The organism is Streptomyces sp. NPDC006552, from assembly GCF_040611655.1.
Lineage (GTDB): Bacteria > Actinomycetota > Actinomycetes > Streptomycetales > Streptomycetaceae > Streptomyces.
Genome location: NZ_JBEXOS010000006.1, coordinates 1 through 13,705, shown reverse-complemented (window position 1 = coordinate 13,705; position 13,705 = coordinate 1). Strand labels below are relative to the sequence as shown.

Annotated in this window: 12 protein-coding genes and 1 pseudogene; 7 read left to right on the top strand and 6 right to left on the bottom strand. The window is 74.2% G+C overall.

Annotated features, from left to right (window positions below; all coding sequences use genetic code 11):
* The first annotated feature begins 186 nt into the window (after positions 1-186).
* The 5 genes from ABZY33_RS05440 to ABZY33_RS05420 all read left to right on the top strand — a co-directional run bounded on the left by ABZY33_RS05440 (position 187) and on the right by ABZY33_RS05420 (position 6,192).
* Positions 187-750 (top strand): 2Fe-2S iron-sulfur cluster-binding protein, encoded by a 564-nt coding sequence (locus ABZY33_RS05440; RefSeq protein WP_356490148.1) that lies wholly within the window; start codon positions 187-189, stop codon positions 748-750.
* A complete protein-coding gene (locus tag ABZY33_RS05435) occupies positions 747-1,739 on the top strand; it encodes a xanthine dehydrogenase family protein subunit M (protein ID WP_356490147.1) in 993 nt (330 codons plus the stop codon). Before ABZY33_RS05440 ends, ABZY33_RS05435 begins: the two co-directional genes overlap by 4 nt.
* On the top strand, positions 1,736-3,880 hold the full coding sequence (locus ABZY33_RS05430; RefSeq protein ID WP_356490146.1) for a xanthine dehydrogenase family protein molybdopterin-binding subunit: 2,145 nt from the start codon (positions 1,736-1,738) through the stop codon (positions 3,878-3,880). The genes ABZY33_RS05435 and ABZY33_RS05430 overlap by 4 nt, the downstream gene beginning before the upstream one ends.
* On the top strand, positions 3,873-4,985 hold the full coding sequence (locus ABZY33_RS05425; RefSeq protein ID WP_356490145.1) for an XdhC/CoxI family protein: 1,113 nt from the start codon (positions 3,873-3,875) through the stop codon (positions 4,983-4,985). Before ABZY33_RS05430 ends, ABZY33_RS05425 begins: the two co-directional genes overlap by 8 nt.
* A gap of 148 nt (positions 4,986-5,133) precedes the next feature.
* Positions 5,134-6,192 (top strand): chitinase, encoded by a 1,059-nt coding sequence (locus ABZY33_RS05420; RefSeq protein ID WP_356490144.1) that lies wholly within the window; start codon positions 5,134-5,136, stop codon positions 6,190-6,192.
* Between the two features lie 12 nt (positions 6,193-6,204).
* On the opposite strand, the gene ABZY33_RS05415 is transcribed toward ABZY33_RS05420, so the two are convergent.
* Complete coding sequence (locus ABZY33_RS05415) at positions 6,205-7,164, bottom strand: FUSC family protein (RefSeq protein ID WP_356490143.1); 960 nt, start codon at positions 7,162-7,164, stop codon at positions 6,205-6,207.
* A 180-nt stretch (positions 7,165-7,344) separates the two neighbouring features.
* Between ABZY33_RS05415 and ABZY33_RS05410 the strand changes: the two genes are divergently transcribed.
* Complete coding sequence (locus ABZY33_RS05410; RefSeq protein WP_356490142.1) at positions 7,345-8,601, top strand: amidohydrolase; 1,257 nt, start codon at positions 7,345-7,347, stop codon at positions 8,599-8,601.
* 4 nt (positions 8,602-8,605) lie between these two features.
* Here ABZY33_RS05410 and ABZY33_RS05405 read toward each other — a convergent pair whose 3' ends face one another.
* The 5 genes from ABZY33_RS05405 to ABZY33_RS05385 all read right to left on the bottom strand — a co-directional run bounded on the left by ABZY33_RS05405 (position 8,606) and on the right by ABZY33_RS05385 (position 13,302).
* Positions 8,606-9,961, bottom strand: a complete 1,356-nt coding sequence (locus tag ABZY33_RS05405) for a VWA domain-containing protein (protein WP_356490141.1) — start codon at positions 9,959-9,961, stop codon at positions 8,606-8,608.
* Positions 9,958-10,815, bottom strand: a complete 858-nt coding sequence (locus ABZY33_RS05400; protein ID WP_356490140.1) for a MoxR family ATPase — start codon at positions 10,813-10,815, stop codon at positions 9,958-9,960. The genes ABZY33_RS05405 and ABZY33_RS05400 overlap by 4 nt, the downstream gene beginning before the upstream one ends.
* Positions 10,816-10,908: 93 nt before the next feature.
* Entirely contained in the window at positions 10,909-11,967 is a 1,059-nt protein-coding gene (locus ABZY33_RS05395; protein ID WP_356490139.1) for a Ppx/GppA family phosphatase, read from the bottom strand.
* A gap of 84 nt (positions 11,968-12,051) precedes the next feature.
* The gene (locus ABZY33_RS05390; RefSeq protein WP_356490138.1) at positions 12,052-12,768 is read right to left on the bottom strand and encodes an HAD family phosphatase; all 717 of its coding nucleotides are present in this window, start codon (positions 12,766-12,768) and stop codon (positions 12,052-12,054) included.
* Between the two features lie 48 nt (positions 12,769-12,816).
* Positions 12,817-13,302: an Lrp/AsnC family transcriptional regulator gene (locus ABZY33_RS05385; protein ID WP_356490137.1), complete on the bottom strand. Its 486-nt coding sequence runs from the start codon at positions 13,300-13,302 to the stop codon at positions 12,817-12,819.
* A gap of 151 nt (positions 13,303-13,453) precedes the next feature.
* Between ABZY33_RS05385 and ABZY33_RS05380 the strand changes: the two are divergent.
* Positions 13,454-13,705: pseudogene (locus ABZY33_RS05380) on the top strand (hypothetical protein); the annotation flags it as partial.

Below are 13,705 nucleotides of genomic sequence, written 5' to 3'. Positions count from 1 at the left end.
GAAGAAATATCCTTGCTGGGCGGACAGTTGTCCACTACGGTCGGGAGCACAGAGTGGACAGGTGTCCGCTTCGTGCCGCCCCCACCTTAGCGGCGACCGCGGCCGATTCCGATGCCGGACCCTCACCCATTCTCTTTGTACAGCGCTGATGTCTCCTCGCACCGGATACGCGAAAGAAGGCTGCTCATGGCCCCAGCGGGCATCTCGACGTCCAGCTCGATCACCTTGCACGTCAACGGAGAGAAGTACACGCTGCCCGTCGACAACCGCACCACCCTGCTCGACGCCCTGCGCGAGCGGCTCGATCTGACCGGCACGAAGAAGGGCTGCGACCAGGGCCAGTGCGGCGCCTGCACCGTGCTCGTCGACGGACGCCGGGCCGTGTCCTGCCTGACCCTCGCGGTCGCCGCCGAGGGACGCGAGATCACCACCATCGAGGGCGTCGCCGACGGCGACGAACTCCACCCGGTCCAGCAGGCCTTCGTCGAACTGGACGGTTTCCAGTGCGGCTACTGCACCCCCGGCCAGATCTGTTCGGCCCTCGGCGTCCTCAAGGAGCACGCGGAGGGCTGGCCGAGCGCCGCGACCGAGGACGTCCGGCCCGAGGCCGGACCGCCACCCCTGACCCCCGAGGAGATCAGGGAGCGCATGAGCGGGAACCTGTGCCGCTGCGGTGCGTACGTGTCGATAGTCAAGGCCGTCGCACAGGCCGCCGAGACCACGCAGAGCACGAAGGAGCCGGTCGCGTGAAGGAGTTCGGGTACGAAAGGGCGCTCGACGTACCGGGCGCCGTGGCGGTGCTCGGCGCCGACCCCGAGGCCCGCTTCCTCGGCGGCGGCACCAACCTCGTCGACCTGATGAAGGCGGGGGTGGAGCGGCCCGCGCGCCTGGTCGACGTCCGCGAACTGCCCCTGGGTTCCGTCGAGTCGACCGCGGACGGCGGGGTGCGCATCGGCGCCACCGTCACCAACAGCGACCTCGCCGCGCACCCCGACATACGGAGCCGCTACCCGGCGCTGACCCAGGCCGTGCTGGCCGGGGCGTCCGGACAGCTGCGCAACATGGCGACCGTCGGCGGCAACCTGTTGCAGCGCACCCGCTGCGGCTACTTCACCGACGTCACCAAGGCGTGCAACAAGCGGGTGCCCGGCAGCGGCTGCCCCGCGCTCACCGGCGAGCACCACAACCACGCGATCCTCGGTGCCAGCGAGGCCTGCGTGGCCGTGCACCCCTCCGACATGGGTGTCGCGCTCGCCGCGTTCGACGCGGTCGTGCACTACGAAACGGCCGAGGGGGCGGGGGAGTTGGCGCTCACCGACTTCTACCGGCCGGTCGGTACGACTCCGCACCTGGAGACCGCGCTGCCGGCCGGCGCGCTCATCACGGGCGTCACGCTGCCGCCCGCGCCGGTCGCGGCCCGCTCGCGCTACCGCAAGGTCCGCGAGCGCGCCTCGTACGCCTTCGCGATCGGCTCCGTCGCCGCCGCCCTCGACGTCCGCGACGGCGTCGTCCAGGACGTGCGGCTGGCCTTCGGCGCGGTCGCCTCCCGGCCGTGGCGGGCCCGCGCCGCCGAGCGGGCGCTGCTCGGCTCGCCCGCCGACGAGACGGCGTTCGCCGCCGCGGCCGACGCCGAGCTCGCGGCCGCCGAGCCGCTGCCGCGCAACGCGTACAAGGTGGCGCTGCTGCGCAACCTGGTCGTGGCGCAGCTCACCGAACTCACGCAGGAGGCGACCCGATGACGATGCAGACCACCGGCACCCGGTCCACCACGGCGAAGCCGGACGCGATCGGTGTCGCGCACACCCGTATCGAGGGGGTCGAGAAGGTCACCGGCGCCGCCAAGTACGCGGCCGAGGTCCCCTTCGCCGAACTCGCTCACGGCTGGCTGGTCCTGTCGCCCGTGGCGCGCGGCCGGATCCGCTCGATCGACGAGGAGGCGGTCCGCGCCCTGCCCGGCGTCCTGACCGTCCTGCACCACAAGAACGCGCCGCGAGTCAACGACGACGTCGTCGGCGCGCTCGGCCGCCCGGACCCGATCGTGCAGGTCTTCCAGCACGACCGGGTGCCGCACGCGGGCTGGCCCGTCGCCCTGGTCGTCGCGGAGACGTCCGAGCAGGCCCGGGAGGCCGCGGAGGCGCTCGTCGTCGAGTACGACGAGGAGCCGCACGACGTCTCCTTCTCCGCGGGCCGGCCGGGCTTCTACACGCCCGAGGACACCGAGGTGACCAAGGGTGACCTGGAGGCCGAGCTCGCCGCGTCCGCGGTCACCCTGGACGCGTCCTACACCACGCCCGAGCAGCACCACGGCGCCATGGAGCCGCACGCGGTGACGGTGCGCTGGGAGGGCGGGCGCCTCGAGCTGTTCGACTCCAACCAGGGCAGCAAGTGGATCGCGGACGACCTCGCCAACCTGTTCTCGCTCGACCTGTCGGCGGTCCGCGTCCGCTCCGAGCACGTCGGCGGCGCCTTCGGCTCCAAGGGGCTGCGGGCGCACCACGTGGCCGCCGTGATGGCCGCCACCGAGCTGCACCGGCCGGTACGCGTGGTGTTGACGCGGCGTCAGGTCTTCGCGACGACCGGGTACCGCAGCCCCACCGCGCAGCGCGTACGGCTCGGCGCGGACCCGGACGGCCGGCTGCGCGCCTTCGCTCACGAACACCAGAACCTCACCTCGAACCTGCGCGAGTTCGTCGAGGGCGGGGCCGGGTTCGGGCGCAGCATGTACGACGCCGTCGCGCACCACACCGTCAACCGCGTCGTGCCGGTGGACGTCGCGACGCCCACCTGGATGCGGGCGCCGGGGGAGGCGCCGGGCTCGTTCGGTGTGGAGTCGGCCCTTGACGAACTCGCCGAGCGGCTCGGCATGGACCCGATCGCGCTGCGCGCCCGCAACGAACCCACGGTGGGCCCGGTCTCCGGGCTGCCGTTCGCCGGCCGCAATCTCCTCGGCTGCTTCGAGGAGGGCGCGCGCCGGTTCGGCTGGGCGGAGCGCGACCCGCGCCCGCGCGTGCGCCGCGAGGGCCGCTGGCTGATCGGCACGGGCACCGCCGCGTCCACCTTCCCCTCGGGGGCGGCCCCGTCCACCGCGTCCGTGACCGCCGAGGCCGACGGCACCTTCACCGTCCGCATCACCGCCTCCGACGTCGGCACCGGCGCCCGTACGGCCCTCACGCTCATCGCCGCCGACGCCCTGGACGTGGCGCCCGAGCGGGTCACCGTGCGGATCGCCGACAGCGACTTCGGGCCCGCCTGGGTCGCGGGCGGCTCGATGGGGACGCGCTCGTGGGGCTGGGCCGTCATGGCCGCCTCCCGCGAGCTGCGCGAGCGCCTCCCGCTCGCCCCCGGCGAGATCCCGGCGGACGGCATCACCGTCCGGACGGACACCGCGGAGCTGATCGCCCAGCTCGCGCAGAAGGAGCGGTACTCCTTCGGCGCGCAGTTCGCCGAGGTCGCGGTGGACGTGGCCACCGGCGAGGTGCGGGTGCGGCGGATGCTGGGTGTCTTCGCGGCCGGCCGGATCATCAACCCGCTCACCGCCCGCAGCCAGTTCACCGGCGGCATGACGTGGGGCATCTCCATGGCGCTGCACGAGGAGGCGGTCCGGGACGAGGCGACCGGCGGCCACGTCGGCGCCGACTTCGCCGGGTACCACGTCGCCGCGAACGCCGACATCCCCGAGATCCAGGCCGAGTGGATCGAGGACCCGGATCCCGACGACCCCGTCGGGATCAAGGGCATCGGCGAGATCGGCATCGTCGGCACGGCCGCCGCCATCGCCAACGCGGTGTGGCACGCGACCGGCGTCCGCCACCGCGACCTGCCGATCCGCCCCGACCGGGTGCTGCTCGGTGAGGCGCGGCGGGACGGGACGCATGCTTGACCTCGCCGCCGAGCTGAGCGCGTGGGCCGCGCAGGGCCGGGAGTTCGCCGTCGCCACCGTGGTCGCGGTGAGCGGCAGCGCGCCCCGCCCGCCCGGCGCGGCCCTCGCCGTCGACGGCGAGGGCGAGGTCATCGGCTCCGTCTCCGGCGGCTGCGTCGAGGGCGCGGTCTACGAGCTGTGCGTGGACGCCCTGCGGGACGGGACGGTGCGGCGCGAGGAGTTCGGCTACAGCGACGACGACGCGTTCGCGGTGGGGCTGACCTGCGGCGGTGCCGTGGAGGTGCATGTCGTCCCGGTCCGCCGGGACGCGCCGTCCCGGCCGGTCGTCGAGGCGGCGCTCGGCGCGGCGGCCCGCGGTGAGGCGGTGGCGCTGGCGCGGGTCCTCGACGGGCCCGGCGCCCTCGCCGACGCCGGCGGTCTGTTGCTGGTCCGCTCCGACGGCTCGTACGACAGCGCTCTCGGCTCGGCCGACGACCCCGGGCTCGCCGCGCAGACCCGGGCCCTGCTCGACCTCGGCCGGACCGGCGTCTGCGCGGTGCCGGAGAGTTCGGCGCGGTGCGGCGGCGACGTCGCCCTGTTCGTCGAGTCGAGCGTGCCGCCCGCCCGCATGATCGTCTTCGGTGCGGTCGACTTCGCGGGCACGCTGGTCCGGGTCGGCAAGCTGCTCGGCTTCCACGTGACGCTCTGCGACGCGCGCGGCGTCTTCGCGACGCGGGCCCGGTTCCCGGAGGCGGACGAGGTGGTCGTGGAGTGGCCCGACCGCTATCTGCGGGCCACGGACACGGACGAGCGGACGGTGCTGTGCGTCCTGACGCACGATGCCAAGTTCGACGTGCCGCTGCTGGAGGTGGCGCTGCGGCGGCCGGCCGCGTACGTCGGCGCGATGGGGTCGCGCCGCACACACGAGGACCGGCTCGCCCGGCTGCGGGAAGCGGGACTCACCGGGCCCGAACTGGCGCGGCTGCGCTCCCCGATCGGCCTCGACCTGGGCGGCCGTACCCCGGAGGAGACCGCGGTGTCGATCGGCGCCGAGATCGTCGCGGTGCGGCGCGGCGGCAGCGGCGCCCCGCTCACCGAGGCCCGGGGGCCGATCCACGCCACCTGACCGGGGCCGCCGGACCTTCGTGGAGAACGGTGCGGCTGGAGCGGTGATTGGTCCAGACTTATTGACGACAGGTCTGGACCTCTCTACCGTGCGTCGTGCTCACGTCAATGCGCGCGCCTCACCCCACCGGCGATCCCGCGGAGGCCCCATGTCCGGTCGCAGTCGTACCTCCCGTCTTCTCGGCGTCGCCCTCGCGGCCGCCGCCGCCCTGTCCACCGTGCTCGTGGCGGCCCCCGCCGCACCCGCCGCCGACACCTGCGCCACCAAGGCGCGGCCCGCCGGAAAGGTCCTCCAGGGGTACTGGGAGAACTGGGACGGCGCCGCCAACGGCGTCCACCCGCCCTTCGGCTGGACGCCGATCACCGACCCCGCGCTCGCCCGGCACGGCTACAACGTGATCAACGCGGCCTTCCCCGTGATCCGCTCCGACGGCACCGCGCTGTGGGAGGACGGGATGGACACGAACGTCAAGGTCGCGACCCCGGCCGAGATGTGCCAGGCCAAGAGCGCCGGCCAGACGATCCTGCTCTCCATCGGTGGCGCGGCGGCCGGGATCGACCTGAACTCCACCGCGGTCGCCGACCGGTTCGTCGCGACGATCGTCCCGATCCTGAAGAAGTACAACTTCGACGGCATCGACATCGACATCGAGACGGGCCTCACCGGCAGCGGCAATATCGGTCAGCTCTCCGCGTCGCAGGCGAACCTGGTCCGGATCATCGACGGCATCCTCGCCAAGATGCCCGCCGGTTTCGGCCTGACGATGGCGCCCGAGACGGCGTACGTCACCGGCGGCAGCATCACGTACGGATCGATCTGGGGCGCCTACCTGCCCGTCATCAAGAAGTACGCGGACAACGGCCGCCTGTGGTGGCTCAACATGCAGTACTACAACGGGAGCATGTACGGCTGCTCAGGCGACTCCTACGCGGCCGGCACCGTCCAGGGCTTCACCGCCCAGACCGACTGCCTGAACAAGGGGCTCGTCGTCCAGGGCACCACCATCAAGGTCCCCTACGACAAGCAGGTCCCCGGCCTGCCCGCCCAGCCCGGCGCGGGCGGCGGCCACCTGACGACCGGCCAGGTCGCCCAGGCCTGGAACACCTATAGCGGCGGCCTCAAGGGGCTGATGACCTGGTCGATGAACTGGGACGGGTCGAAGGGCTGGACCTTCGGCGACAACGTGAAGGTTCTGCAGCGGCGGTAGCCGCACCCGCGGTCAGGGCGGCGCCGGCCCCGGCCGGCGCCGCAGCCACCAGGCCGTCACCCAGGTCAGGACGAGGGCCAGACCGCCGCCGGCCACGGTCATCTCCACCCGCTGGACGGCCACCTCGACCGTCGCGTGCGCGCGGCCCGAGGAGAACAGCAGCAGCACGGTCGGGGTGAGGAACGCCGCGTACAGCAGGTCGTCGGGGAGCAGCGCGTAGGCGACGGTCAGCACCGCGCACAGGGCCGCCAGCGCGAAGCAGAGCGCGGACGGGGCGACGACCGCCACCGCGACCGCCGCGACCGCGCCGAGCGCCGTCCCCAGGGCGCGGTGCAGCACGCGCCTCCGCGTCTCGTGCACAGTAGGCACGAAGACCAGGCACAGAGTGAGCACGGCCCAGTTCCCCCGGGGCAGGTCCAGGGCTTCGCTCACCAGGATCAACGCCACGCAGCCGAAGGCGAGTTCGGCCGCGTGCGCCACGACGTCCCGGGCGGGCGCCGGCGAGGCGGGCAGCCGCAGCCGCAGGACGGCCGCCAGCACGATCACGATGCCCGCTCCGAGCCAGGTGGCCGCCGCGACACCGAGGGGACGGCCCGGGGCCAGGGCCGCGTACAGCACGAGGTTCGAGGGCAGCAGGGCCGCGGTGCCCGCGCTGCGCCGGTTGAAGGCCGCCTGGGCCGCGCAGGCGGCGGCCACGGCGACGAGCAGGGCCGGGGTGTGGCCGGCGACCAGCGTGCCCACGGCCGCGGCGAGGCCCGCGCAGAGACCGGCGGCGCACTGCTCGACCGGCCTGAGCCGGCCGGCCGCGACCGTCATGAAGGTCATCCCGAGGTACACGGACTGCGCGATGCCGCCCTCCAGCAACCACCACGCGACCGCCACCGGCACCACCGCGGCCAGGACGAGCGCGGCGGCCCGCGCCACCAGCCCCGGTGGCGGCAGCCACCGCACGGCGGGAGCGGGACCGGTCACGGAAGGCTCCCTCTCCGCGGCAAGGCGCACTCCGTCGAGCCGCTCCGCACCACCCTAGGGGTGCGCGCCAGGCCCTGCCCGCCGGGCGCGGAGGCCGCTTCCGCGGCCCTCGCCACCCGTTGGCGTCATGATCATCACAGGAGTAGCGTGCCCCCATCGGCGCGCGAGGAGGCGGCACACATGACCCACACGGTGACCGCGGGGCTGGCCACGATCAAGGACGACCTGGCCGCGTTCTACCGGGACCTGCACCAGCACCCGGAGCTGTCGCTCCAGGAGACGCGGACCGCGGGCCTGCTCGCCGGGCGGCTGCGGGACGCCGGGTGCGACGAGGTCGTCGAGGGGGTCGGCGGCACCGGCGTGGTCGGAGTGGTGCGCAACGGTGACGGCCCCGTCGTCATGGTCCGCGCCGACATCGACGCGCTGCCCGTCGAGGAGCGGACCGGCCTGCCGTACGCGAGCGGGGTCCGCGGCGTCGACGCCCAGGGCCGCGACGTGCCCGTCATGCACGCCTGCGGGCACGACATGCACGCCACCTGCCTGATCGGCGCCGCCACCCTGCTGGCCGGGGCCCGCGAGCAGTGGTCGGGGACGCTCCTGGTCGTGTTCCAGCCCGCCGAGGAGCTGGTGCGCGGCGCCCGGGACATGGTCGAGGACGGCCTCTTCGAGCGCTTCCCGAAACCCGCGATCGTGCTGGGCCAGCACGTCGGCCCGCTGCCGGCCGGGTTCGTCGGGTACGGATCGGGCCCGGTCATGGCGGCGTCGGACTCCCTCGACGTGACGCTGCACGGCCGCGGCGCCCACGGCTCGCGCCCGGAGGCGTCCGTGGACCCCGTGCTGATGGCCGCGCACGTCGTGACCCGGCTCCAGGGCATCGTCGCCCGGGAGGTGCCCGCCGCCGAGACGGCCGTGGTCACCGTCGGCCGCCTGCAGGCCGGCACGAAGGAGAACATCATCCCGGCCACGGCCGAACTCGGCATCAACATCCGCACCTACACGCCGGAGGTCCGGACGCAGGTGCGCGCCGCCGTGGAGCGCGTGGTGCGCGCGGAGTCGCAGGCGAGCGCGGCGGTCGGCGAGCCCACCTTCCAGTGGCTGCCCAGCGCCCCGGCCCTGGTGAGCGACCCCGACGCCACCGCGACGACGGTGGAGGCGTTCGCCGCGCACTTCGGACGGGACCGGCTGATGCCGATGCCGCAGGTCAACGCGAGCGAGGACGTCGGCGTCTTCGGCGAGGCCCTCGGGGTGCCCACGGTCTTCTGGTTCTGGGGCGGACTCGACGCGCAGACAGTGATCGGCGCACTGCAGGAAGGCCGCCTCGACGCGCTGCCGAGCAACCACTCACCGCACTTCGCACCCCTCGTCGAGCCGACACTCAGCACCGGCGTCGAAGCCCTCGTCGTCGCGGCCCTCACCTGGCTCGGCGCCCCGGCCTGACCGGTCACACGGGCAGCAACCGCCCGATCAGCGCGCTCAGTTGGCGTACGGTGCGGCACTCGTGCATCGCCACGACCTCACCGTACGCGCCGGCCGCCGAGTCGCCCGTGTCCCACAGGGAGCGGGGCTCGGGGTTGAGCCAGTGGACGCGGCGGGCCGCCCGCGCGACGCGGCGCAGCGCCGCGACGTTCGGGTCCATCTGGTTGGTGCGGGCATCGCCCAGGACGAAGACCGAGGTGCGCGGGCCGACCGCGGACCCGTAGCGCTCGGCGAACTCGCCCAGAGCGGTGCCGTAGTCGCTGCTGCCGTGCCAGCCCGTGACGGCCGCCTCCGCCGTGATGCGCTCACCGAGCCCCTCCGGGTCGGCGGTGCCGCGGGCGATGAGGCCGGTGACCTCGTCGGTCCGGTTGACGAAGGCGAAGACCCGGACCTTGCTGAACTCGTCGTGCAGCGCCTGCACCAGCAGCATCGTGAAGTTCGCGAACCCCGCCACCGAGCCCGACACATCGCAGAGCAGGACGAGTTCGGGCCGGGCCGGCCGGCGCCTGCGCAGCACCGGCCGCATCGGGACCCCGCCCGTGGAGAGCGAGCCGCGCAGCGTACGCCGCAGGTCGATGTGGCCGCGCGCGGCCCGGCGCCGGCGGGCCGCGAGCCGGGTCGCCAGCTTGCGGGCCAGCGGGTGGACCGTCCTGCGCACCTCGGCGAGCTGGTCCTTGCTCGCGTACAGGAAAACGGTGCGGTCGGGGCTGCGGACCGGGACGAGCCGGGCCATCTCCCGCGTGCCGCGCCGCTCGGCGACCCGGCGGCGCGCCTCGGAGCGGACCTGCTCGCGGAACTCCTCGATCCGGCGCCGGATCTCGTCGGCCTCGATGCGGTCGGTGAACGCGCCGGAGCCGCTCCCGCCCGCGCCCCGCACGCTCGCCATGATCCCGGCGAGCAGGGTCTGCGGGCGCAGCCGGTCGAGGGTCTGCATCGACGAGAAGCCGTCCGCGTCATAGCGGCCGAGACCCTCGACGGCCTCCGCGGCAAGCCGCGCCGTCGCCGCCCGGTCGCCCGCGGCCAGCGCCTCGGCGAGCCGCTCGCGCAGCTCGTCCCGGTCGAACGTGCCGTCCGGCCCGACGGGCGCGCCGACATCGCGCGGGAAGTACAGGTCGAAGACCGGGTCGAAGACGGCGCGCTGGCCCTGGTCGTGCAGGAGCGCCGCGGCGAGGCCCTCGCGCAGGTGCTCGCGCCGGTCGAGGCCGAGCGCGGCCACGGCCCGCGCGGCGTCCACGCTCTCGCCGGTGCCGATCCGGACGCCGTGCGTACGCAGGCTGCGGACCAGGGAGGTCACCCGGTCCGCGACCGACGGGGTGCTCACACCGCGTCCAGGTCGAGCTTGGCGGCGGCGCGCTCCACGTCCTCCTGGTGCTTGAGGACGACCCCGAGGGACTGCCGGACGACGTGCTCGTCCAGCCGGTCCGCGCCGAGGGCGAGCAGCGTGCGCGCCCAGTCGACCGTCTCCGCCACCGAGGGCACCTTGCGCAGGTCCATCGCGCGCAGCGCGCCCACCACCCGGACCAGGGAGTCGGCGAGGACCGCGTCCAGCTCCGGCACCTTCAGCGCCACGATCCGGCGCTCCAGCTCCTCCTCGGGGAAGCCGATGTGCAGGAAGAGGCAGCGGCGGCGCAGCGCCTCCGACAGCTCCCGGCTGGCGTTCGAGGTGAGGACGGTGAAGGGGCGGCGCGTCGCGGTGACCGTCCCCAGCTCCGGCACGCTCACCTGGAAGTCGGAGAGCACTTCGAGCAGCAGCCCCTCCACCTCCACGTCCGCCTTGTCCATCTCGTCGATGAGCAGGACCTTCGCGTCGTCGCCGCGGATCGCGGCGAGGAGCGGGCGGGCCAGCAGGAACTCCTCGCTGAAGATGTCCGTGCGGGTCTGGTCCCACGTCTCGTCGCGGCCGGCCGTGATGCGCAGCAGCTGCTTGGCGTGGTTCCACTCGTACAGCGCCCGCGACTCGTCGACGCCCTCGTAGCACTGGAGGCGGATCAGCCGCGCGGAGCCGATCGCGGCGACCGCCTTCGCCAGCTCCGTCTTGCCGACACCCGCCGGGCCCTCCACGAGCAGGGGCTTGCCGAGCCGGTCCGCCAGGAACACGGTGGTCGCGACCGCGGGCGAGGCCAGATAGCCGGTCTCGGCCAGGCGCGCGGTGACATCGTCCACGGAAGTGAACAACGGGTCCTCCAGCCGGAAGTGGTGCGGAGCCCCAGCTGATCAGCTCCCCGCCGCCCCCACAACCGCCCCGCCCCCTTCATGGCGAACGTCACGTCAGGCGGGCCCGGCGACCGGCTGCCGTGCCCGCTGCGCCGAGCCGCCGACCTCCTCGCCGTAGCGCTGCGCGAGCCGCAGGGCAGCCGTGGCCGCGGCGCGTCGCGTCCGCGGATCGTGCGCCGCGGACCACCACTGCGTGTCGCCCTCGATGCGGCGCAGCAGGATGCCCTCGCGGATCGCCCAGGGGCAGACGGTCAGCTCCCGGATGTCCATCAGCTTCATCGCCGTGTGCCCGACGAGGGCGCCGGCCAGGGACTGGGTGGCGCGCGGCGCGGAGATGCCCGGCAGCTCGGCGCGGCGCAGGGCGGGCAGCGCGGCCAGCTCGTCGACCGCGCGGCGCAGGTCCCCGCGGCTGAGCGTCCGGTCGACGAACGGGCCGTGCCGGCCGGCCGGGGCCCCGCACAACCGGGCCAGCTGCGTGAACGTCCGGGACGTGGCGGTCATCGTCACCGGGCCCTCCCAGCGGACCCGCGCCGCGACGTCCCGCAGCTGGTGGCGCACATGGCGGCGCAGCTCCTTGAGGTCGGCCCGGGCGGGCGCGTCCGCGCCGGGCAGGTGCTCGCGGGTCAGGCGCCGGGCGCCCAGTGGCAGCGAGACCGCGAAGTCCGGCAACCGGCCCCGGCCGAGCGCGACTTCGAGCGTGCCGCCGCCGATGTCGAGGACGCCGAGCGGACCGGCCCGCCAGCCCGTCCAGCGCCGCGCGGCCAGGAAGGTCAGCTCCGCCTCCACCTCACCGGGCAGTACCCGCAGCCGCGCTCCGGTGCCCTCCTCCACGGCGCGCAGCACCTCGTCCCGGTTGGGCGCGTCGCGCACGATGGCCGTGGCGAACGCGAACGGCTCGTCACTGCCCCACCGTTCGGCTTCCGCGTACGCGGCGCCGACCGCCTCGACGATCCGCTCCACCGCTCGCGGCCCGAGTCTTCGCTCGCCGTCCACCTCTTCGGCGAGGCGCAGTCTGCGCTTGGCCGTGTGCACCGGCAGAGGCGCACCGTCCCGCGCGTCCACGATGGCAAGACGCACCGTATTGGAACCGACATCCACCACACTGATTCGCATGATCGTTCGGTTACCCGGAAGTCGGCCCCGGCAAAGCCCGAACCGCCGCCCTCCCGTACCGACGGCCGCTGCCGCCCCGCGGCGCTACACCCCCGCCGACCGCTCCAGCCACTCGCACGCGGCCCGCGCCGTGAACTCCTCCTGCCCGCCCTTGAACAGCAGGTCCGCCGTGGTGAACGCCGGATCCTGTGCCTGCGCGGCGACGTACGGCACCGCGACGCACCGCATGCCCGCCGCGTGCGCCGCTGCCGCGCCCGGCGCCGCGTCCTCCACGACCACGCAGCGCGCCGGCGGGACGCCCAGCCGGCGCGCCGCCGCCAGGAAGACGTCCGGGGCCGGCTTGCCGTGCGCGACCTCGTCCGCCGAGACGTACCGGGTCAGGAGCGCTCCGAGACCGGTGCCGCCCAGGATCGCCTCGATGGCCTCCGGCGACGACCCCGACGCCACGATCATCGGCGTGCCCGCCGCGTGCAGCCGCTCCACGAACAGCCGCATCTGCGCGAAGACGTGCGTCTCGGCGCGGGCCAGCTCCATATACCGGGTGTTCAGATCGTCGAGGAGCACGTCGGCCGGGTCCGTGATGCCGTACCTGCGCCGCCACGTCCCGACGGTCTCCAGCGTCGAGATGCCGACGTACGTCTCGTGGTCGGCCCAGGTGAAGTCCGTGACGCCGTAGCGGGCGAGGGTGCCGAGCGAGGCCTTGAAGTAGTTGGGCTCGCTGTCGACGAGGGTGCCGTCGAGATCGAAGACGACCGCCGTGTCGCCGAAGTGGTACGCGGGGGCGTTGTGCGAGGCGTTCATGTCTTCCAGCATGCCAAAACGGCGGCCCAGGCCCCGCTTCCCGGCCGGTCAGCCGCGCCCCGGGCCCGCCGCGCGGCCGACCGCCTCGACCAGCGGCAGCAGCCGGTGCGGGACCCGCTCGCGCAGCGCCACCTCGGTACGGGTGCGCACCACCCCGGGCAACCGGTTGAGCTGCTGGATCACGTCCTCCAGGTGACCGGCGTCGCGCGCGGCCACCCGGGCGAGCAGATCGCCGCCACCAGTGGTGGAGTGCGCCTCGATGATCTCCGGCACCTGGGCGAGGGCGTCCCCGACCTCGCCCAGGTGGCCCTGGGTCACCTCGATGTGCACGAAGGCGAGGACCGGGTGGCCGAGCGCGGCGGGGGAGAGGGAGGGCGCCACGCCCGTGATCACGCCGTCCCGCTCGAGCCGGTCGAGGCGGGCCTGCAACGTGCCGCGGGCGACCCCCAGGATGCGCGCGTACTCGCGGACGCTGGTCCGGGGCTGTTCCAGGAGCAGGCGCAGGATGCGGGTGTCCAGCTGGTCCACTGCCATGGGCGTACGGGCTCCTTCGTTCCACCGGCGATCCGGGCCGACTGTACCAATGGCCCAGCCGGTCACCCGTGGCCGCGCCGCGCGCCTCTCGGCCGCCTCATGGCCGCCACGGCGGTGTTGCTCGCCGTCCCGGTCTCCGCCGTCTTCTACCTTGTCCACAGGCGCCCGGCCGGTCCCGCCCCGGGCGGGACCACGGGCTCCGACCCCCGACGCGCACCGACCCGTACCGGCTTCTTCCCGCAGCAAGGACACCATGACCTCACACTCCACCGACGCGTCCCCGGCGTCCGCCACGACGACCCGCGAGACCACCGACTGGTGGCGCGACGCGGTCATCTACCAGGTCTACCCGCGCAGCTTCGCCGACAGCGACGGCGACGGCACCGGTGACCTGGAAGGCGTC